22 protein-coding genes are annotated in these 20,797 nt (G+C 55.6%); 4 read left to right on the top strand and 18 right to left on the bottom strand.

From position 1 onward, the window contains the following. From QF010_RS04135 to QF010_RS04095, 9 genes are all read right to left on the bottom strand, one after another. The gene (locus tag QF010_RS04135; protein WP_429381084.1) at window positions 1-390 is read right to left on the bottom strand and encodes a hypothetical protein; all 390 of its coding nucleotides are present in this window, start codon (window positions 388-390) and stop codon (window positions 1-3) included. Then, complete coding sequence (locus tag QF010_RS04130; protein WP_429381086.1) at window positions 387-740, bottom strand: hypothetical protein; 354 nt, start codon at window positions 738-740, stop codon at window positions 387-389. Before QF010_RS04130 ends, QF010_RS04135 begins: the two co-directional genes overlap by 4 nt. Window positions 741-834: 94 nt before the next feature. Further along, window positions 835-1,179 (bottom strand): hypothetical protein, encoded by a 345-nt coding sequence (locus QF010_RS04125; RefSeq protein ID WP_429381088.1) that lies wholly within the window; start codon window positions 1,177-1,179, stop codon window positions 835-837. Between the two features lie 40 nt (window positions 1,180-1,219). Then, a complete protein-coding gene (locus QF010_RS04120) occupies window positions 1,220-3,019 on the bottom strand; it encodes a type IV secretory system conjugative DNA transfer family protein (RefSeq protein ID WP_429381090.1) in 1,800 nt (599 codons plus the stop codon). Next, window positions 2,994-5,075: a helix-hairpin-helix domain-containing protein gene (locus QF010_RS04115; RefSeq protein WP_429532491.1), complete on the bottom strand. Its 2,082-nt coding sequence runs from the start codon at window positions 5,073-5,075 to the stop codon at window positions 2,994-2,996. Before QF010_RS04115 ends, QF010_RS04120 begins: the two co-directional genes overlap by 26 nt. 125 nt (window positions 5,076-5,200) lie before the next feature. Continuing rightward, on the bottom strand, window positions 5,201-5,692 hold the full coding sequence (locus QF010_RS04110; protein ID WP_429381094.1) for a hypothetical protein: 492 nt from the start codon (window positions 5,690-5,692) through the stop codon (window positions 5,201-5,203). 128 nt (window positions 5,693-5,820) lie between these two features. Beyond that, window positions 5,821-6,093: an HU family DNA-binding protein gene (locus QF010_RS04105; protein WP_429381096.1), complete on the bottom strand. Its 273-nt coding sequence runs from the start codon at window positions 6,091-6,093 to the stop codon at window positions 5,821-5,823. 118 nt (window positions 6,094-6,211) lie between these two features. Further along, window positions 6,212-6,541: a hypothetical protein gene (locus QF010_RS04100; RefSeq protein WP_429381098.1), complete on the bottom strand. Its 330-nt coding sequence runs from the start codon at window positions 6,539-6,541 to the stop codon at window positions 6,212-6,214. A gap of 32 nt (window positions 6,542-6,573) precedes the next feature. Then, on the bottom strand, window positions 6,574-6,921 hold the full coding sequence (locus QF010_RS04095) for a hypothetical protein (RefSeq protein WP_429381100.1): 348 nt from the start codon (window positions 6,919-6,921) through the stop codon (window positions 6,574-6,576). Window positions 6,922-7,081: 160 nt separating this feature from the next. Here QF010_RS04095 and QF010_RS04090 point away from each other — a divergent pair, with 160 nt between their 5' ends. From QF010_RS04090 to QF010_RS04080, 3 genes are all read left to right on the top strand, one after another. Next, a complete protein-coding gene (locus QF010_RS04090; protein WP_429381102.1) occupies window positions 7,082-7,495 on the top strand; it encodes a TraR/DksA family transcriptional regulator in 414 nt (137 codons plus the stop codon). A gap of 476 nt (window positions 7,496-7,971) precedes the next feature. After that, on the top strand, window positions 7,972-8,205 hold the full coding sequence (locus tag QF010_RS04085; RefSeq protein ID WP_429381104.1) for a hypothetical protein: 234 nt from the start codon (window positions 7,972-7,974) through the stop codon (window positions 8,203-8,205). A gap of 278 nt (window positions 8,206-8,483) precedes the next feature. Further along, complete coding sequence (locus QF010_RS04080; RefSeq protein ID WP_429381106.1) at window positions 8,484-9,659, top strand: hypothetical protein; 1,176 nt, start codon at window positions 8,484-8,486, stop codon at window positions 9,657-9,659. Between the two features lie 207 nt (window positions 9,660-9,866). Here the strand turns inward: QF010_RS04080 and QF010_RS04075 are convergent, their stop codons facing one another. The 8 genes from QF010_RS04075 to QF010_RS04040 form a co-directional block, all read right to left on the bottom strand. Continuing rightward, a complete protein-coding gene (locus QF010_RS04075) occupies window positions 9,867-10,823 on the bottom strand; it encodes a hypothetical protein (protein ID WP_429381108.1) in 957 nt (318 codons plus the stop codon). 63 nt (window positions 10,824-10,886) lie between these two features. Next, window positions 10,887-11,192: a hypothetical protein gene (locus tag QF010_RS04070; RefSeq protein ID WP_429381110.1), complete on the bottom strand. Its 306-nt coding sequence runs from the start codon at window positions 11,190-11,192 to the stop codon at window positions 10,887-10,889. 521 nt (window positions 11,193-11,713) lie between these two features. Next, window positions 11,714-12,778, bottom strand: a complete 1,065-nt coding sequence (locus QF010_RS04065) for a hypothetical protein (RefSeq protein ID WP_429381113.1) — start codon at window positions 12,776-12,778, stop codon at window positions 11,714-11,716. 13 nt (window positions 12,779-12,791) lie between these two features. Continuing rightward, window positions 12,792-13,808 carry an AAA family ATPase gene (locus QF010_RS04060; protein ID WP_429381115.1) on the bottom strand — a complete coding sequence of 339 codons (1,017 nt, stop codon included), beginning with the start codon at window positions 13,806-13,808 and terminating at the stop codon, window positions 12,792-12,794. A gap of 142 nt (window positions 13,809-13,950) precedes the next feature. Beyond that, complete coding sequence (locus QF010_RS04055; protein WP_429381117.1) at window positions 13,951-14,388, bottom strand: hypothetical protein; 438 nt, start codon at window positions 14,386-14,388, stop codon at window positions 13,951-13,953. 94 nt (window positions 14,389-14,482) lie between these two features. Further along, a complete protein-coding gene (locus QF010_RS04050) occupies window positions 14,483-15,256 on the bottom strand; it encodes a hypothetical protein (RefSeq protein WP_429381119.1) in 774 nt (257 codons plus the stop codon). A gap of 71 nt (window positions 15,257-15,327) precedes the next feature. Beyond that, window positions 15,328-16,641 carry a type II toxin-antitoxin system HipA family toxin gene (locus tag QF010_RS04045; protein WP_429381121.1) on the bottom strand — a complete coding sequence of 438 codons (1,314 nt, stop codon included), beginning with the start codon at window positions 16,639-16,641 and terminating at the stop codon, window positions 15,328-15,330. Further along, complete coding sequence (locus tag QF010_RS04040; protein WP_429381123.1) at window positions 16,635-17,021, bottom strand: helix-turn-helix domain-containing protein; 387 nt, start codon at window positions 17,019-17,021, stop codon at window positions 16,635-16,637. Before QF010_RS04040 ends, QF010_RS04045 begins: the two co-directional genes overlap by 7 nt. Window positions 17,022-17,429: 408 nt before the next feature. On the opposite strand from QF010_RS04040, the gene QF010_RS04035 reads away from it, so the two are divergent. After that, window positions 17,430-18,794, top strand: coding sequence for a hypothetical protein (locus QF010_RS04035; protein WP_429381125.1), 1,365 nt, complete (start codon window positions 17,430-17,432; stop codon window positions 18,792-18,794). Window positions 18,795-18,853: 59 nt separating this feature from the next. Here QF010_RS04035 and QF010_RS04030 read toward each other — a convergent pair whose 3' ends face one another. Continuing rightward, window positions 18,854-20,797, bottom strand: a complete 1,944-nt coding sequence (locus QF010_RS04030) for a helix-hairpin-helix domain-containing protein (RefSeq protein ID WP_429381127.1) — start codon at window positions 20,795-20,797, stop codon at window positions 18,854-18,856.

The following is a 20,797-nucleotide window of genomic DNA, read 5'->3' as shown; positions in this document are numbered from 1 at the left end:
TTAAGTTCCTGGAACGCTGACGCCGCCGCCGGCAGTGTTGAACTCAGCCCAACTTGCGACTTGAGTAACTGTTTTTTCGCCAAACAGGCACAGCAGGAACACACACACGGGTACCCACCACCATTTGCCACCAGCGAAGAAGATGGAAAACATCAGGCCCGCGAGCGACAGATAAAGCCCCCAGCCGGCTACGGTTTTCCACCATTGTTGAAGGCTGGTGGTGGTGTTGTTTTTCAGGTCCGAAGTTGGACCGAAATTGCCGCTCCATTCGGCGTGGGCCATTTGAGGGAAGAAAAGAAACGTGGCGACCATGATCAGCAAAAACAAACTGGTCATGAACCGCCTCATTTCCTCCTGTCGAACGTTGGTGTGGAATCCTTCGACGGTCATCGTCTTTCTCCGATTCGGGTAGGGGTGAAGTACTGTCCATCAGGCGTGAGTTCCTGATACCGAAGGCGCTTGCGCTCGGGGCTCAGGACGACGTTGATGGTTTCTTCCATAGGGCGGACCTGACTCAGCATCCGTACGAGGTCGAGCCCTGGAAGGGGGTGGTTGGCTTCTGCGAGTTTGAGTTCTGTCTGGGCCAGGCGAAGGGCTTGGGCCGCGCTCGACAGGTGCTCAATGGCAGCCTGGTAGCGTGGATCGCGCTGGTCGATGACATAGGAGTCAGCAGCATTAGCCTGCGCCCCCACAGTGATCGCGGAGATTGAGACGCAGAGAGCCAGAAATTTTGGGATCATTAAGAAATCCTCCTTTCCGGTAATAGTGGGAAGGGAGTGACCTCTTTTTGGCTCTTTGGAACAAAAAACCCGGGTTGCCCGGGTTTTTTTTATTTCAGGCCGCTGGCCAGTTCCTTCGGATGATGTCGGCGATCCACCGGCGGGTCCTGTGGAACTGGGCCATCAGTACTTTTGCGAGGTAACCAACGAACTGGACGATGAGGAGAACGAACACGGCTTGAATGATGGTGAAGAACATTTTGACCGTGCCGGTCACGATGTGCGAAGTGATCGTTCTGGTCGCTGGAAAACTCAGACCGATACCAATTATGAACGCTGCTATGGCGATGTACGCGGACCACCCTGCACGCTGAATGTGGAATTCAGCAATGTCCAGGAACCAGTTGAGCACCGGCCCTAGGCTGTAATCCCAGTGATTGATGTAGTCGAGCCAGTTCATGGATTTCCCTCAAAAAGATTCAGCATGCGAAATGTTTTTTCTAAAGTTGTAGGAGCCGGCGGTTGCTATCAGTGAAGGAACTCCACGCCCCCACGCCTTCACGGCCGCGGCGGTGACGCTTCGTCAGCTTCATGTCCCTGAAGTGCACAGACGGGAATGTGTTTCTCACCATCGGCATCCGGACGCGGTAGGTGCCCGACTTGGCAATGATGATGCCGTCACCCTGGTCCAGGGTCTGGAAGTCTTCCGGCTGAAGCAGGTCCTCACGTGTGGACTTAGCCCCAACGCTTGAGCTCGAGCCTTCGTTGTCGTTGGTGATGAGGCCGGATTGTTCAGTGCTGAGGCTTGACCCCTTACTGGTAGCCTCGGTCGTTTGCTCAAATGATCTGAGTACCGTACCGGCGAGCTTGCAGGCGAATTCTCGTGTGGCCGTGTCCCTGACGTCGCAGTAGACGTGTGTCCAGCAGTTACCCAGTACCTTCTCTACGAAGTCCGGCGAGATGCCCTGTAGGAAGCCGACGCCTTGGAAAGCAATGATGATCGGGACGTTGGCGCTTCGTGCGAGTTGGAACAGCGACACTTGGCTCTCATCCATGAACGAAGGGTATTCGTCGAATATGGCCGGGCAGATCATCAGCGGCTTGCTTTTCTCAAGCTGGATTTCGCCGACTGCCCGGGCCAGGTCCGAAATGAAGAGTTTGCCGAAGAGTTCCACACCGTCTTTGTCGGCCAGGGACGACATCGAGAGGATGACCACTTCGCCGTTGAGGATCGACTCTTTGATGTCGACATCTGGGTTGTAGGTGTTAACGATCCGCGAGTATTCGGAGTGTGCAAAGGCGGAGAGTTTAGAAATCGCGCCTTGGAGTAGCGTCTTGAACTTTTTGGAATCCCATTCTTGTTTGTCATCGTCCCACCAGAAGCGAAGGTAGGAGAGCAAGAATTCTTTGCCGTCAGCATGAGCGATCGAATCAGTTTCTCTGATCCGGCCCATGAATTTTTTGAGCAGATCAAAATCAGACAACAGCGCCATCAGGTCTTTGATGTGGAACGCAGGTTCGCCTGGCTGCAGCTTCATGCAGAGGATCGCCGCGGACAGCGAGTAGCGGTTGACGTCCTTCCAGAACTCCTCTTTCGAGTTGGCCTGCATCTTCATCGCGGTGGACAGGCTTGCCCGGACGCCGCCGTAGAAGAAGGGGTTGTAGGTATGGCTCTGCTCTGGGAATTCGAAGTTGATCAGCTTCAGCTGATCGAGTCGGCCGGCGGCCTCCATCATTGCGTAGATCGCACCCGCGAAGTCAGAATCTGATTTTGCTTCAACCAGAATTAGGCCCGCGCCTTTTTTGATTTGCTGCTGAATGATGCTGAGGATAAGTTCGGTTTTACCGGTACCGGTCGCGGCGAGCAGCGCGACGTGCCTTGTCATGATGTCGTCGGACAGCAAAAACGGGATCATTCCAGGGTAGGCATCGAGCAGGGTGGTGCGTACATCGTCCGCCGTTGCTACACCATTGGCGTTGGTTACCGTATCCAAGCGTTCCTTCCACTCTACCCATGGCAAGGTCTTGCCAAAGAAGGTGGAGCGCCTGAGATCGCAATCCGGGATGTCAGCCTCGGTGTAGCTGCGGTCCCATACCATCGGGGTTTCGAGCTCTTCTTCCTCCCGCTGCAGGAACAAAGTCCATGCTGCGCACGCTGCGGCAATGGAGAGTGCCAACGGCAGGGACAGGAAAGGGATAGCTGCCCCCACCAGCGGGATACTGATAGCGATGTTGCGGCGGCGCTGGATCTCAGCCCGTTGCTTGTCTAATGCATCAAGCCGAGACGATCTGATCGCCATTCTGAGCCATCCATTTGGGTAAGGTTGAGCGCACGCGAGTCGTTTCGCTGCCGGGGAAGTGTTCAACGATGCCGTCGATCTCGCCGACCAGTACAAGGGTTCGTTTGGTGCTGTTCAGGAGCGTGGATAGCAATTCAGCGTTGATGAGCTTCAGGTGTTCCTGCAGCACCACCAGGACCACAATTTCGTACACGCGGCCGCGGATGAACTTGGGTGTCATCACAGCGCCGTGGAAGAGGTTCAGGTTGCGTTTTAGGTCGAGCTCGATCGGGTGGCCAGTTCTTGGACTTGCGACCATCCGTTGCGGATTCAACTCAGTAGCGGTGAACACAGAGAACGCCGGGTGAATGCGAGATACAGGTTGCCGCACGACTACAGGAAGCCCCTTAAACAGCTCCTTGCCGTGAAACTCGACAGGTTCGTCCTGGCCTACGAACTCTTTAGCGATCGCCTTCGTTAGCCACGTCACAGCGTCTCCTGTGGGCACGTCGGCTTGCTGCTTCACCACAACCGTCTTGATGTCATGCAACGGGTCGAGTTCACACTCTTCGCTGAACAGCTTGATGACTAGGTTGAGTGCCTCAGGCAGGCTTTCGCGTGGGGCTTTGATCCAACTGATGGGCTGCGCCGGGTCGAAGGTTGCATTGGGTTGAATGGCCCCAGACCAGACCATGTTTGCGGCATGACGGTGCTCTGAGCCGGTGGGCATCCAGAAGCTGCCCAGGAATTTGCGGATCTGCTTAACCTCAGCCAATTCATCAAATGGCTGGCCAACGGTTTGAGCGGGGAGATCCTTGGGGATACCGAGGAAGAAAATTCGCCCGTTGGCTGGCATGGCTTCGAGGACAAAATTCGTCTCCTCGATACCCAGGGCATCCGCGCCAACGAAAACCACGACGTCCGCGCTGATGGGGCTGGACTTGTTGTTGAAGGGGACGCCTGTGTCCGGGTCGATCCCAATCAACTCGGCATAGCCTACGGCCGACGCTTCCTGGCCGACCGTCTTCTTGAGTTCTTCAACCATCTCAAGCGTGTTGGCAGTGAAGACGACGTCGGTGCCGAACGCCTTGAGAATGAGGTAGATGCCTCGCACGATGGCCAACTGGTCATGCAAGGTTTCGCATTGGATCAATGCCAGGCGTTCTGCGAGAAGTGAACATAAACCCCCGGCTAATTGTCGGGTTGCTGGTACACCCATGTTCATGGGCTTGAGCAGCTTTAGCGCCATTTCCTCGGAAGGAACGATGTCACCGAGCTCATCGGCGTTCAGTTCAACCCATTCGATGGTTTTCTGAACCAGTGATTTTTCGATCTCGTACAGGTTGTAGAGTTGGAGTTTTTTGTCTTCCGCATGCGCAACCTTTGCCTTCGACAACTCGGTCACGGCGTCGGCGATCAGTGGGCGCAGCTGGTCCCGAGTAATCCCGAGCAAACGACATACAGCCTCCATCAGAGGGCTGCCAGCGATGTAGCTATGACCAAGCCAGGCTTCACGCCTCAGGATGGCCACAATGGCTCCCTTGACGGCCGAGAGGCTGTCGTTACGCACCCTGAACCGTTTGGCCAGGCTCTGGGCGGTAGTGAACAGCATGTCGTCAAAGTGTACGTAAAGAAGGTAGGGGTCCTCACGTAGGACCTGACTTAGGTCGACGTTGTAACCGAGGCGCCTTTGGAGTGTGGAAAGCTTCGCCGGCGGAATCCCCTCGAGGTCAATTTGCGCGAGCGCCAGCTGCTCCGATCGTTGCTCCGCCCAAGTGGTGCCCAGCCGTTGGGCTTCTGCCTCGGACAGGCCAGCCTCTACCAATCGGCCCGGTGCTTTCTCCAGGATGTCGAGGAGGTTCTCACCGAAATGCTGAACGGCCTTGTTGGTGCTGGCGCGGGACACCCGGGTCAGGGTCGAGAGATAGCTGGCCATCGACTCCATTGATTTAGGCGGCATCGAATTGAACATCGATGTGTCGAAGTCGCCACCCGGGATATCTGGGCTCCACTTACCGTAGAGAATGAAATCCTCATACAGGACGGCATTGCCAAAGCTGCCGGTGCCGTTGAACACGGTACCGTCCTCCCGCTTGAACGTACAAATGGACCAGGGTCCACTTGGGTCCGTGAATTGGATGGCTACCAGAGTGGCCTGTTCGCGAACCATGCCATCGGCTGTGTCGGTTACTCGTGCCATATTCATCCTTGCTCGAATGGTCGCCCGCTGTTGACGATTCGTGTCGCGCGCGCAGTCCGGACAAGAGGGCGCATGGTGATGATCATCGCCTTCTTACGCATGTCCTCCGGGCTCATGCCGAGCTCTTTCGGATATTTGTAGGTAAGCGCCACGAGCATGTCGAAAACGGTGATGAGGTCTGCTGCAGAGAGGAGTGTGTTCCAGTACCACATGCCTTCTGGATACGCGTCTGCCGGCGTGTAGCCATCGAATAGGCCCGCGCACTCAAGGTGAGCATATGGCTGCAACATCTCACCCAGTTTGGCCATCGCGGCATCAATGCCACTGGTGAAATGGGTGGCAGCGGTGGAGCGCTCATGAATGCGGCAAGCGAAGATGACGCTTGATCCGTCATGGAGGAATTTACGAAGGGTGCCTCGCCGTAGCGTCACGTACTTGAAGGCGTACGTGTCGTCGATCAGCGATTTGGCTTCGTCGGTATAAAATCTGTGCATTGCACCGCCTTTAGGGGTCTCTACCTCAAATAGTGGGGTCGGAGTGCTCCATTTTCGTTGGTTTAGAAAAATCCGGGCAAAAAAAACCCGCTCGAGGTGAGCGGGCGTCTTTTGATCGAGCGGTGCGCTTAGTTACATGCGTCTTTCAGGCCTTTACCGGGCCGGAAAGTTGGGATTACAGCGCTGGAGATCTGAATTTCTTTACCGGTTTGCGGATTGCGGCCCGTGCGCGCTGCGCGTTTTTTTGTCAAAAATGTGCCGAAGTTCACCAGCACCACTTCACCGCCGTTCTTCAACTGGTCGGTAGTCACGCTGATCACTGCTTCGAGTGCTGCTTTGGCCTGGGTCTTGGATAGGTCGCTTTTCTCAGCGATCGCGTCGATCAATTCGGTCTTGTTCAAGAGTTAAGCTCCGTGCGGCTTTTGTAGGAATTTGGGTGTCACCAGTCCGAGTATATGGGCCGATTTCCAAATGAAAATCCAAAGTGAGGTCCAGAAATTCAACGGGGAATTCCGCGACTTACAGCCAGAAGATTTTGATGAGGACGCCGGCCAGAAAACTTACGGCGATCAACCCACACGAAAAAGCGGTGTCCCGATGCCCGGCTCGTTTGAGCGCCCAGCTACCGAATGCGGCAATCGGGATGAGCAGCAGGGCCCAAATCAATTGTGGCGTTGCCAGCTTAGAAATACCGGTACCGCCAACGTTGCTCGTCGGGAAGCCGAAACTATCAGCGAGCACAAACGCCAGCGCAGCCAAGCATCCCAGCATCGCAAGGAAGCGGTTGTGAGTGAAGCAGAAGCCGCCGATCTGAACTGCCCCTTCGTTGTGTTTTGTGCTGGTAAGCATGTTCGTCTCCTTTGTACCTTCTTCCACAAAGATTACGCCGCTGCGGCCAATTCTTCAGCCTTTTCCATCACCGCTGTCAGCATATCAAGTGCTTCGTGTTCTTCATCAAGGTGGGCGAGAGCTTCGGCGGCGCGGCAGATGGCTTTGCTGAACGTCTTGGGCAAGTTGACCAGGTCGAAGCGCTTCTGGAGCTCGCTGGTGCCCGCCACCGGTGCGAGTACCACCAGGCCATTGTCATAGAGACGTGATTCCCAGGCGGAGGGTTCTTCTCCAGCAGAAATCCCGTACGCCATGCTCAATTGATTGCGGACGCTGGGGGCGGCCTTGCCGTAGAGGTTGTCGAAATGAGTGCTGTCAGTGGAGGTGGTTCTGAAGTTCACGATGTTTATTTCCTCGGGTTTGTGAAGTCAAAACCATAACGCCAACGAGTCCGTCTACAAGGCGTTGAATCCCTGAAATTCCAACCCTCGTTTTGGGTTGAAAGCCATTGTTAGGCGGTTATCCTCAGTCCATTCCTGAGGTATCCACAGAGATAAGCACATGATCGTTGATGAGACAGCACTACTGGCCATGCCAGATGATTTGTACATGTCCGCAGTCCAGCTGGAATTTTTCCATAATCTCCTGCAGACCAAACGACGTGAGTTGATTGCGCGGATCGGCGAACGTGAAACCTCGTTGACCGTCTGTGAACAGGTTCCTGATGCCGCTGATGCCGGCAGCATCGAGGAGGAGCGCAACTTGACTATGGGCCTGCTCTTGCGTGAGCGAGCTGATATGAAGGCGATCGACCAGGCCCTCGCGCGGATTGACGACGGTGACTACGGCTGGTGCGTAACTGGTGAGCCAATTGGCCTTCGCCGACTGCTCTTGAACCCGACGGCTGCGCTGTGTGTTGAAGAGCAAACCCGCTTGGAACAGACCGGCCGTCACGTACGCAGTGTTGCTGCGTAAATCAGGATTGGCGTCACCGCTCGTTCGCGTGTGATCGAGCTGCAGTTATTAACCGCGCCATCGAACTCTGGCCTTCACTCAAGGAACGTCACATGTTTGAATCACTCTCCGACCGTATGGCTCGCTATAACGCCAGGGTAGTTCCAGACGCAGGCACCGGTCACACGGTGTCTCAGCGTCATGGCAATCCCGGAGAGGTGTATCGCTGCCCCGAGCATGCTGGTGTCGAGTGCGAACTGTGCGGTGGCAGTGGCTACCGTGCGATTTGTGACAGTTCGGCGTGCCATGAATATGGCTGCCAGTCAGGTTCTTGCGGGCGGTCGGAGGAGGATTATCTCCACGGGAAGCGCTCAGTCACATCAACCAGCGCGACCTAAGAGTACAGGTACTAAATACCAAGCCCCGGTCTTAAACTGGGGCTTGTTCATAGGAGGGGCGTAAATTCATCGAGCGCCCACGAATGAGGCGGGAGAACCATGGTACACAATGAAGAAGAATTTGCTGAGCAGCTTAAACACCTTCGCCGCGTTGCCCCGGACACTCTGTTAACGAGTGACCTTGACCTTGAAGCACCACAAACCCCAGAAGAAGAGCTCGCTCTTCTTCGGCGCAAAAGCGAAGAACTCACCGAAATTTTCAAGGTGTGCCAAAGCGTTGGTTACTACGGTAAGACCTCGTTGGTTGAGTTCATCAAACAACGTCTCAAGTAATTTTTGAACGGCCTCCAGGCACAGCAGCGCAATCCGCTGGCGCTGCAGCTTGAGAGAGGCCTCTCTACCTTCCTAGCTCTATCGCGCCGGTGCCGGGCTTCCCTCCCACGAACGAAGATCAGCCCAATAGCGGTCATCTTCTTCGCCGGCGAACGTCTATATTTGTGAGTTGCAGTACGGACCCTGATAGGTCCGTTCAATAACTGTTGGGCGCGTTGAGAAACACCAGCCGATTATCTCGATGTCCGTGTTCATCCAAAAGAAAGCGGAGAACTCTCATGGCCTTTAACTTTCACTGTGACGCCGATCTGTCTGCTCTAAACGTTCGTAAATTTCTGAACGATCGAGACCAGAAAACCTACACATCCCCAGTTCCGGGTGCTGACGATCCCGACCTGCTTCTTGTCCCAGGACCTGACGCGCAGAAGCCTCTTGGTAGCTTTGTTGATGCGGCCGGAAATCCCTTGACGCAACTGGCTGGGGAGGTGGCTTGCCGTTACGACTTGTTCGAAAAGCAATCGCTGATCAGTTCGAGCATCAAGGCCGTTCCTGTCACCTACACCGTTGATGTGCAGTTACACGCGCAACTATTCGTACGGCACGGCGCCGAAGCCATCATCGGCGACATGCAGGTGGCATTGGCCGCCTTCGATCCGCAGACACAGAGCGCGGAGGATATCGCCGACCAGCTGGCGACTCGGGCAGTGAACCCGATCAAGCGCGACCAATACCTGGTGAGCGTGTTCTACGTCATTACCAAGGTGGACCGGGGCGAGTTGCATGACGAACTGCCGCGAGACTGGGAAACATCGTTGAACAAGCAATGTGCAACCAGCGACAACAAGACAAGATCCACGATCAATGGTGCGGAAATGTGTGCGACTTTGCAGGATGGCGGTTATCGCACTGTCATCACCGAGTTGGGGCCGGATGTCACACCTCCAGCAAAGACTAAAGATCCGGTGCATGAGGTAGAGGCGAGCGATCCCAATGACCCCGCCGTAGTTAAGAAGGCCTACGACGGTGTAGTGGCCCTAAACAGCCCGGCCGATTGCCCGATGTTGACGCGGGAAGATCCGATCAGAGTCGCCGAAATCTTCAGCTACCCGCAGGTCAAGATCGAGTGGGTGACAGCTACTTTCAAGATCGGCTGTGTTCACATTACAGTGACGTATCCAGTGCTGCAGTGGCGACTGGCGACTATCGTGTTGTACGCGCTGCTGGCACACGCGCCAATGAATTTCGACGATTGGACAAAGAAGCAGGTCGTCGAGGTCATCATCGTTTCAGCTGTGCTTGCGGCGATCGTGTTCTACGCCACGGAGAATTTCGCAGTTGCCTATGAGACCTTTAAGGGGGGAATGACTACCGGCCTCAAGCGGGTCTTCGGTGACATGATCAAGTGCCTACTGCCAGAAATTATTGTGATCACGGAAACCGGCAATTGGACCTGAGGCACATACTGGTTTTCACGAATCGCCGGCCTATAAGGGTGTCGTGATTGAGGGCCCGCTTTTGGCGGGCCTCTTTTCAGCCAAAGCATCTACTCCTGAACTCCCCAATTGCCGCTTCACGCCCAGAGAAGGTCAGTCAGCCATAGCAAGAAACGATATCGGCCTGGTCTGAGTCTGGAGAGTGGATTAAGCACGTCGGAAACATGCCTATTTCAGAGCCATCGGCGTGGCTTGGTCGCCAAGCGCCACTGGATTTTCTGGGCGGATGTTGGCCGCAAGCTCTGCAAACGACCGTCCCTTCATGACGTCAACAAGCGCTTCAATCCGGGGTTGGATACGCTTTAGGTGGGCCACCTGGTCATTAAGGTCCCTGACCGGCAGCAACGGCTTCAGGCCTTCCGGCAAAGCGAGCGGCTCATCTTCCTTCGTTTGAAAATGGTGCACGAACTCAAGCCCGCGTTTGAGCTTCTCATAGCCTTCTTCAACCCCTTCAAAGTAGGTCTCTTGCTTCCCTCTCCAGACCGTATGTTCATAGAGCGCTTCGTCAAAGCAGAGGTCATTCTCAGCATTGAGGTACAAACCTCCCATCCAATGCTGGCGGGGTTTCAGGACATTGTCCGCCTTGATAAAGCCGATTATTGTTCGGCGAATTGGGCTATCGGCTGGTGCCTGGTTGTGGAGTGTGATCAGAAGGGCCAACGGTACCGATTCAACTGCCGGTCCTTTCGGGCGGAACCGACTGCACAGGTCTTTCAGGTACTGGCCGACGTTAGGTTGCATGACGTTGATTCCAACGTAGCAACGCTCGCTATTGAGCATAAACGTCAGCTGCTGATCTGCCTCCCTGAGAAACCCGAGCAAGCCCGAAAAACTTTCGTCGTCGAGTGGACCATTGGTTGCGGGAAGGTCCTTGAGCAGATCCTGGCATATCGCTTTCTGAGTGTACTCACAGCACGGGCAAACGAGCTGACTTCTGCTCGCCACCAACATGCCTGCGACGCCGGCAACGGGGTTGTGCCCGGTGCATTCGTGATTAGGGCACAGCATGGGCGAGGGCGCCGCTTGTGCTCCCGCATAGCCGGTCAGGACCTGATTGACGTTGAAGGTCCGCACCTGGTCCTCAGTGAGTGGGAAATCAATCAAGCGAGGTTCGATAGATGTCATGGGAGCTGGCCGCCGAGATGAAATAGGAGGATGTGGTGAGCATTACGATTAAGCGCTGCTGGCTCAGGTTTTTGGCGTCTCTGGGCTTGAGGAGGGTGCTGGAACCGAGGTGTCGTTCAGCGGAGATTGGATCGGTGTCACCGGTACCGCCACAAGGCTGCCACCGATCATGGCGCAGTTACCCTGGAACACCTTACCACCCTTCAAGGAGTACTCGACTGCGGCACCCTCCGTCTCGCCCTCGCAAGCCTGGACGGCGATCGCCGGCGGCGTTTCGGTACCGCCTGTTACTTGCGCTTCGGAGGCCAGCGCAATACCTGATGCGCTGCTGAGTAGAAGGGTTGTCAGCAGGAATAAACGTTGTTTCATATCGGTTCTCTCGGTCGGGGTTCTATGCCGCCGACTCATCAGTTGGCTGGCTTCGGTGAGGGTTGCGGTTTGGTAGGGTGGGTTCCGTGTCGGTGTGCCGGTTGCAGTGCCAAGCGGCCGCGATACTCCAGGCAAACACCGTGAAAAACCTGCCCGTTGTCGCCGGGTATATCGATGAGGTCACGTTCGTTGTGGCCCTCACAAATTCTGAATGCGTCCTCAGATGGAGCTGGACCATTGTCACGGGCAGACTGGTCAGCTGGCGCATCACTGAGTACAAGACAAAGACCGAACAGCGTCAGGTGGGGAGTAATGCTGCCTGACCACGAAAATCTCATCGGCGTCTCTCCTGGGCAGAACGGATCTGTGATGGCAGGTTTGTTGGTTCCTCTGTGTCAAAGCTTAGGCTATGGAGTGTGGGTCTTCAGGCTGGCCGGAGGAGGGGCACTTTGACGGTTCCCTCCATGGCATGTTGCCCTGCAAGCTACCTTGCAAAAAGTTTTGTCGGCCACCGACTGCTATCAGGTGGGACGCAACTCTAAATTTGACCACCCACTCGGTCCTTCAATGCCGAAGACCGTCCCCGAAGTACCCGGCGGCAGCAGGTGCTTCTGACGTGCGATCTCGAACATCTGCTGCAGGTACAGGTTGCGATCGGCAAAAATGGTTATGTTGCTTTCCTGGAAACTGGTGGTCATCAGGTTTACGAGGAGGTCGCCGACCGACGTGCAGGACTTGTTCAGGAATAGGTCCTTCCAGTCACTGTTGATGACGACTGACCCGAAGCACGAGTAATAGTCCCCATCCTTCTTTCTGCAAACCGAGTTCTCGTAGAACACGATTCCCGGCGCGCCGTTACCACCGAGCAGCTCTGCGGTTGCGAGGGCCGCGGCCAAATATTCCACGAGTACTTGGTCGTGTGCGTGGCCGGGGGTTGAGCTGAAACCGGCCACGAAAACCGGGACGCGGCCGAGGTCTGGATCTTTGACAAAGCCAATAGGCTCGGCAACGAACAGGTCATGGTCCTTAAACACTGTGAGCTGATGATCCACGTCGCCGGCCAGTTCAAGGTTCCAGCCAAGAAGCTTACAAAGTCCGATATGAGCGCCGATCTCCGGGCGGCGGTGAAGGCGTGCCTGGCCTTGTTCGGTGCTGGTGCAGAAACCCATGTTGAGGGCATCGAGCTCAGCATAAATCTGCTCAAGGTTCGGAGGTTGGCCATCTTGGAGGAGGGCGGACGATTCAAGGGTATGCAGCTCCCAGAGGTAGAAACCGGGAGGGATGAGCCACGCCACATGGTTCGCTACAGAAGGTCGCATGTTGAAAGTTTCGACCAAAAGTTTCCGCATGCGAGAACTTTTCTGAAGGCGGAGCTCAATAGGTAACGCTTCGAAGTTGAGGATTTCGGCGCTCGGGCAGCACGACTCCACCATCACTTCCCAATCTGCGTGCCCAGTCAGCGTGAGGTAGATTTCACGCGCGAGATCCTTCAATTCTGGGAACCCGTTTTGAAAGCATGCCACCCAATCCAACGCATAGAAAGGATGCGGCACGACAACGCTATTTTCTTGCAACTGATCGATCAAGGGCAAAACTCGCTTACGCAGGCAGAAGAGGGGCCTGGGCCCTTGAGATAATGGACTGGATTCCAGCACCTTGATAGAGAGCTTGGTCGCGCCGTATGCGGCGACACAGCTTCACAAGGGCATCGAGATTCGCAAGATCGAGTGCGGCCACCGGTGCCACCCACTTGCTCAGGTCGGAGCCGGGGGTCAGGGTGGGTGAGAGTTCTTTGCTCGCGAGCCTTTCACGAAGTGCCCGGGTTGGTTTGCCCAAGGACATCTCGCAGTCGAAGCGTCGGCGTGCTGCCCCATCAATTGTGCTCAGTTTGTTGGTGGCAGCGATGAACACCGTATGAGACGGCAATTTGTTCAGTGATATCAGCAACTGGTTGGTAACGCGCTGAGCTTCCCCCACATCATTGGCATTGCTGCCTCGTTGAGTGGCAATGGTGTCAAACTCGTCAATGAACAACACGCAAGGTTGACTGGCAGCATACTCAAAAATCTCATCGAGCTTCTTGCCGGTTTCACCCATATAGGAAGTCAGCAAACCACTGAATTTTACCTGGATGAACAGGAGGTCGAGGGAGTGTGCCAAGGCTTCGGCCAACATCGTCTTGCCATTGCCTTCGGCGCCCTCCAGCAGGATCTTGTGCCGAGGTTCAAGGCTAAACGCTTGAAGTTCGGCACGACGTTGTTGCTCAAGCAGCAGTTCCTGAACTTCGACCTCGAGGTGATCTTCCAGCACGACGTCGGCGAGAGGAATGGTCGGCATCCCGATGTGTGCCAGATTTTGAGGGGGCTCTTTGAACTGAACGGCCGAGTTTTGCGTGCGCATTATGCGCGCTAACTGATCGTGCACCCGCGGATGAGCCCCGTCGGTCGCGGCCAGCAATTGGTTACCAATGGAAATCATCTCCCGCTGATTACGGTAGATCGCCGCTTGGATCAGTGCCGGAAGCAGCTTGATCATTGAAGCGTCAGTGGCCTTTCGCACTCGCTTGTCATCGGCTTTCGAAATCGCTGGTGGCACGGGTTCAATGCAGCTATTCAATTCAGCGTTCCTTATCGGGTCCAGATTCAGCGCTCAGAGATTAACGGCCGGGTTCGGGGTTTCAAGCCGAGATCCCGACGTATTTCGTGGCCTGACATGGCCAATGAATCAAGGTGTACGGAAACCGGCCGTGGCCGGGTTGCTATACCTCACCGGTGGCCGTTGAAGATTTGAGTGAACTGATAAAGAGGAAACCGCCGACAAGCACCTGGCCCAGCAGCAGGCACAGGGCGACGGAGAATCCGAGGGAGCCCAGGAGTCCGACCAGTACCGCAACCCGATTGGGGCTTAGAAAAAATAGGGACGTGATAAGCGTGAACGAAGGTAGGGCCAGGGGCAGCCACCAAGCGCTGATGGCCAGGGCCGCCGGGACCGGATGCTTTTTCGCCACGAGCAGCAGGCAGCCCACGGTGCCGATCAATCCGATACCAATGCTTTTGCTCCAATAACTGAGAGGGAAGCCTTGTGCGACGGTGGCGAATTTCACGAGGTTCAGGACCACTCCGTCGACGGCGAAACAAACGAGGAGGAGGGTGCCCAACGAGAGGAGCAGAAAGGACATAAACCAGTATGGGCGCATAACCGAAGACCTCTGTTTGGGGACTTCAGTTTGTCTGCCTGGTTGCTCGCTGCAAGCCAAAACCCTGGCCAAAAATTCGGTGGCCACCGCAGTATTAGGACTGCCCCAGCACTACCATCACCAGCGCCAAAAGTCCGACACCCAGCACGCCGATGATCCCAAGAAGAAATTTAACCGTTCGAGCTTTGGATCTGTCCCTTTGCGCGATGACGCGGTCTTTGCCCTGCAGGCTTACAGTCAAATCGCGACTCTGTTTCTTCAGCTCGCGTTGCTTCTCAACCATCTGCCGCAACGTTGCCTCGACGGTTTGTTCTTCCATTGGTTTCTTGCTTGCGTGGGGTTTGAGATCGGAAACGCGGATGGGGTTTGAGTACGCTTCGACAACCCCTTCATTGGATTGGTCGTCGCTGAAGAGAATGCCAAAATTGGCATAGAACGCATTGCGCCTGGTCTGGTTTTCTTCTGTAGCATCAGTAGCGGCGACTCTGATTGGTATTACATTAATCGCCGGGTCATGTTTTTTCGCCCAGCACACCACTTTATTGAACAAGAATGTGCCGATGCCTAAGCCACGCATGCGCGGTACCAAATCTACGGCAGCGTTGGTGAGCTTTACCGTCTTGTTGTGCGTGTCGAGGTGGCCGCCCATTCGACTAATGAACCCTGCATCGAAGTTGCTCTGGGTAAACGGGCCGTCGATGTAGGTCGCAAGGACTTCGAGGGTCACCACTTGCTGGTCTTTGTTATGCAGTTCGAATGTAGCTGTTCTGCAAGACACGGTGATCAGGATAGTGTGTTCCGTACCACCGTCGGCCGCCACCTTAAGGATCGAGGATTCGAGGGTGGTTTCTACGTTTTCTATCGACATAGCTGCCTTGCCATGTGGGGCACCAGGGGTGCCCGATTTTGGGATTGGTTCTATGGCTTTGGCCGCGGTGTTTAGGCCAACGATTCACCAAGGTAGAGGCGGTGTGTCACCTCTACATCGTTGATCATTTCCGGTGCCACACCAACTTTTTCAGCGATCGCGCGCCATTGTTTAACGGCTGCACAGACCTCTTTGATGATGGCGTGAGCATCGATGCCTTTGACTTGCTTTGCCACGGCTTCCAAGTCCGCGAGCTCAAACTTGTCGCGTTTCCCGTTCACTGTCATTTGGTGAGAATCAATCCAATAATGGCCGGGTTGGTACGCCCAACAAACATCGTAGGCGGGGGAGAGTGTCCAGTTGCCGCTCTGATCCATCAAGAAGCTGATGTTCTTTGTGTGGTCGTCTTGATTTCGGGCCACGACATTGAAAACCAAGCGGCGATAAAACTGAACAGCCTCCTCGCGGGACAGCCCAAGTACTCTGAGAACCCCAAAAGCCTCCTCATACGAGTAGCCACCAGGCTTCTTGTAGTCGGCGTGGTCCAACGCACACAAGGTGGCCATGTGGATTTTGTCGCCATTATCAGTCCGGTCAAAGCGTTTCGTGAGGAAGTGCGCGCGCCCACCTTCCTGCAGCAGTTCACATGGGTTCATGGTGACGCCGGCTGCATGAGCCATGACCGAGTAGGCATATTCAAGGCGGCCAAAACCCTGGGAATCCGCCAAAACGTCGGTTTCTTTTGCGACGTCGAACTTCAATAACCAATAGGTAAACCCTTTTGGTGCCTTGACCTGTCCTGAGCGAATCTCGCCGGCCTCGTTCATCGCAATGACAGCTTTTGCCCGGGCGCCGCCGGCACTGGTGCCAACCTGGATCAAGCGTTGAAGCGCTTTATCATCGACGCTTGGGTCGTGCTTTGCCAGGCGGTCGGCCAAGCTTTCCCGTTGCGAGAGCACTTCACTGGCGAGTTCCACCAGCGCTTGGATCTGGAAACTCTCACTGGCTTTGGCTGCACCGTCGAGGGCTGGCCGGTATTCCATCCCGCCCATTCCTCGGGCGCCCTGATACAAAATTCGTTCGACAGCAGTGAAGGTCGCCTTGTCACGACCCTCTTTCGCCAGCCAGGCGTCGATCAGTGCGTTACCGAAATCATCCGGCAAGGAATCCGCCAGAATTGCCGGGAGGCCTTTGTAGGTGTCTCGATTAAGGCTAGGGAATGAATAGGTTTGGTTCGCTGCAAGTGGCATATGGATTGGGGAGATCTCGATGCCTGTCTTGACGAACTCAGGGTCGTACTCGAACAGGCCCAGCGCTGTTTCTTCATTCCAAAGAAGGCCCCCGACAAACTGATCAAACAGATACACCTTTGCAGTAATCACCAATCAACCCCCTTCTTATGAACGCCCACCCTGGGGGGCGAAACTACCTTGTTTGTGGCCGAACCTTTGGCGGCCATAGATGCACTGCGGACACCGGTGGCCCGCACGCGTTTAGAACCGGCCATCTTGATCACCTGTAGCGGGCTTGGCTGGACCTGTTGGATAAGCGAGGCCACCCGCTCTAATTCACCAATGGCGCGAAGAACGGCCACCAGATTCACCATGGTGCCTTTCCCGTGCATGAGATTGATCAGGGTCTGGCGGCTAATGCCGGCTTCCTCAGCCACTTGCTCCTGGCTCAGGTTCCTCTTGAGACGCAACTCTTGCAGCCGCGCACCGATGGCGCTGGCTATGGCATCGTCAGTCATGGCGTGAAGGCGCATAATGTCTAGATTCCTATGCCAAATGGTGGAGAATGCAGGTTTATGTACTTAATACTAGACGTTATCCATAATTGGGCATATCAAGGCAAAATTCAAGCGCAGCGTCTAGAAACCTAGACCTTAAGCGGCGTAATGAGCATTTATGTCTCATTTTCTAGGCCTTATCTTCTTTCTATGGCCTAAAGCCTAACCGAAATTCTGATAACGTCTAGTTCTGCGTACAAAAGAGGTCTTTCGGAGGCCTACCGTCTAGATATTTAGGCAGTGTTGTGAGTTCTGTAAGTCTAAGGCTTTTAGCCAATTTTCAGACTGGAACGGGGGGAAGCGAGATGCAAGGACCGGTCTACACTCAACGCGAGCCGGCGGGGGACGGCGAACAGATCAACGACTACTCACGAGTGGGCACACATGATGACGTTGAAATCGATCGCTGTCGGCCTCGCAGTGGCCATCGTAAGCCTTTCCGCCAACGCGTACGAATCGGACTTCCACTTTGGCCTGACCTGGTGGCTCGCCCGCCAGGCCGGATTCAACCCTCAGCAAACCCAGGAGATCGCCAGGCAGGATGAGCTCACGGACACCGGGATGCTCGATGCGAAGCACGCGATGATCTGGAAGCTGTGTCTAGCGCAAGATACACGCGCAAGTGATCTGGCCAGGGCTATGCATTTCCGCTCCAAGAAGGCACCGCCCGCGGAACCGCCAGAGCGTCTGGTCACCGATGACAGTGTTTATGCTGAAGCACAGACACGGAGCATCATCTTCACGCCCGATCATGAAAACCTCAAAACGCTGGGTTCGTTTGGCCAGGCGCTTCACGGCAGACAGGACGCCTACTCACACGCCGGTCAAAGCGAAACGTTCTGGCCGCCCTGCCAAACAATGTGGCTTTGGACGCACCCAGTCGATAGGACCCCTCACGATAATGGGGGAATGTTTTCACACAAAGCCGACAGAACTTACAAATTTCCGGCCAAATGCTTGAGCGCGGCGCTGAAGACCTATGACCTCATGCTCCAGTTTCGGTCAACGATGAAGCTCAGCAGCACACCAATGAAACCGGACGATCTAAAAGCGCCGATCGGGAAATTTTGCGAGGCCAAAACCAAGGTTGAGAAAGCGCAGTGGTTTAAGAGCGAGGAGGTCCCTCAAGGCGAGGCCATTGCGAGAAACACCAGTCTCGCCGACGGCGGCCGAAGTTTTGCAGGTGCCCCGAGAATGGATCTACGGGAGGGACCACCCTCAGTAAACGCAGCGCAAGCAATCATCCCAGAATACGAAAACCAAGAGCCAGGCTGGCTTCCACCCATCGAAATGGATGAACAACTTAAAAGTTTCCTGATGAGGGCGGATGTGAGCCCGACACCGGAGTCAGTGGCCTTTTCTCAAAACTTCATCAAAGCATGGCTCACCACCCCACCAGAGAAAATGCCGGCCGGGGTTGAGCGGTTTTTGGGGAAAAAGACTTTTGTAGACGTTGACGCAGACATCGACAAATTGATGCGTCTGCGGCTAAAAGACCAAGGCAAATCTGACTCTGGGATCTTCAAAGCCAATTCCGTGAATCCGGACGACTACGTGACCTACACAGATGACACATGGTCGAATGCCTTGATACCTGTCCGGGGCATTAAGGCACCCGCGCTGGTAGGAGAGAGTGGCGGAAAAATCATTGTGATCGCCATTCTCCGAAATGCCCCCAACGAGGTGTTGATGATGGAAGTCACGCCAGATTACCAACAGACATCGATAAGAACGTTGATTGCCCACTGACGGGAGAGAGCGGTGGGCGCCCCGGCCGAGGGCCCACCGTAAACAAGAGGACCTGCTAATTAGTGCAAAGCTTCCCAGTCCGCGTTGGCCTGCGCCAGGCGGTTTGCGGCGTGCTGCAGGTTCGGACTGTGCCGGCGAATTGCTTGCTCCTGTTTCGCCGTAAACTGCTGAATCTCCGCCAACCCTGCACGCAACTCCTGTTGAATGGCCTGAGCCCGGGCGTGAATTTTCTGTTTCACCTGGTTGATGTCAGCCTGAGTGACTGACTGCGCGGCGTTGAATCTAAAATTCCGCTCAAGGCTCTTGCACCAATCCACCAACGTCCTCGTTTTCACATCGCCGAACCCTTTGAGACGGCGAATTCGATTCCATTCGACTTCGGCCGCAGTTTCAATCCCGAAGCTGGCGAGCGTGGCGCGATTGGCCGGGCCGATACCGGGCAGGTTGGCTTTGTCGATGAAGAACTGCTCCAGGTACCGAACGCGCTGACGCTTCTCGGCATGGGAATGCATCGTCTGCAGGTCCTTCTTCTCACGGGTGCCCAACTCATCGAACTCAAGCTTGAGTCGATTGAGATGTTCCCTGCGCGCATTGAATGCATCAGGTCCGGCTTCACGACGTATCGCTTCAACAACCTGTTGGAAATGCTGGTGAGCTGCTTTTCGCGCAGCAGAGCGGTTACGGGCCTCCTGACGACGATCCTCAAGTCCGAAGACCCAAATAACATACACAGCAACGACCGCCCCGGTGACGTACAGCGCCCCCATACCGTGAAACATGGAGTAGGCGGCGACGGCCGCGGCAATGACGGCAAGAGAGGCAAACTTTCGTGAGGCATCACTGACGACGCCAGCGGGCAGCGGCGTTGGCTTCGGGTGAAGCAATGATGGGTCTGGGATTTTGATGTCTGACGGCGCGGCCACCTTGCAGATAGCGGCCCAGATCTCGGCCACCCTGAGCGGCCCATCGGTGGTAGTGGTCGTGGTGTACAGCGTCGCTGTAACGAAATAGACGACCCCCTGATTCTCAAGGCTGCACCAGGGGCAGCCATGAAGGTGAGCGGAAAACACATGCATCTTCGACTGCGGACACACCTTCAGCTCCGCTCGTGTCTTGTCCAGCTCGTCGAGCCATTGCCTGGCCGTCGGCCGCCGGCCACTGCGCCCCTCCTCGGTAAAGGCCGCCTCGAACATTTGGGCGACACGGGGAGGAACGATCGACAAAGGCAGTGAATTGGGCGGCGCGGTGAGCATCCGCTGCGCGGCGGTATGCGAGTAGGCGAAGCGAAGGTTCTTGATGTTGTCCTCGAGCGTTTCGCCAATGCCATCGCGCTGCGGGACACCGGCGAATGGGTGCCGGCCTCCGAACAGTAGATGGAAGATCAGCAGCGCCAGGCCGAAGTTGTCATGGTTGGTTGAGCGGGGATCTTTGAATGAGCCACCCTGAAGCTCCGGCGGCGTGTAGTGGCTGACGCCCACCTCGCACAGATGCAACTTTGTCTGATCCCGGATCTGATAACTGTCCGTGTCGATGAGGGTAACGGTGGCTTTATTGCTGACGTAGGCGTTGCCCTGGTTCACATCGCCGAGAACGTGGCCACGGTCGTGTAACACGGCAAACGCCGCGGCTGCGTTGCGGGCCGCGCATAACAGAAAATCCCAACCCCTGTTCGGGTACTCGACCTTACGGTGCGCCGGGCTGTACAGCATCTGGATGGGCGTCATGCCGGCGACTTTCGCCATCGTGAACCCAATTACCGGGCCGCCATTACTGGCGTGGAGTGTGTCCTGAGGCCAAGCGGTATAACTCAAGAGCTTTTCATCACTGGAGCCCGTCATGAACTTCAGCTTGAGCTGTTTCGTGTGCTCCAAGGACTTGTGGTAAACCTTGGCCACCAGGTGATCCACACCGGTGATAGCAAACACGGTACCTTCGCCGCCTCTGCCGAGCTCCTTCCCGATCGCAACCAGCTGCCCGGCAGAATTGAACAACGACTTCGCCAT

It is taken from the genome of Pseudomonas silensiensis, from assembly GCF_050434865.1.
Lineage (GTDB): Bacteria > Pseudomonadota > Gammaproteobacteria > Pseudomonadales > Pseudomonadaceae > Aquipseudomonas > Aquipseudomonas fluorescens_W.
This window is presented reverse-complemented; position numbering and strand designations above follow the sequence as displayed.